At 46.1% G+C, this 245-nt stretch carries 1 protein-coding gene; it reads right to left on the bottom strand.

The genetic code is table 11. The annotated features are described in order from the left end of the window. Window positions 1-245: inositol monophosphatase family protein (locus AAEZ06_RS28020; protein WP_350617444.1), on the bottom strand; the 245-nt coding region annotated here is incomplete at both ends.

Raw genomic sequence — 245 nt, 5'->3', positions numbered from 1 at the left:
ATCCAGCACCAGTCAGCATCTTCACCGCGACCTTCTTGCATACCAAACTCTTCACCCAAGTACGAGTGATTTGGATAGCTGGCTTTTAGGGTTTCAATGGTCAGCTCTTCGCTAAAGCGATCAATACGCGTGACCAGTCCATCAAGCCCTTTCGACTCGATATCTAATTCAATTTTGTGGCGGTTTTGATGCGCATATAAAATCTCTTTACCAACTTTTTCAGCAGTACGCGCTGCGATGACGAC

The sequence above is a fragment of the Pseudomonas sp. HY7a-MNA-CIBAN-0227 genome, assembly GCF_040310325.1.
Taxonomy (GTDB): Bacteria; Pseudomonadota; Gammaproteobacteria; order Pseudomonadales; family Pseudomonadaceae; genus Aquipseudomonas.
This window is presented reverse-complemented; position numbering and strand designations above follow the sequence as displayed.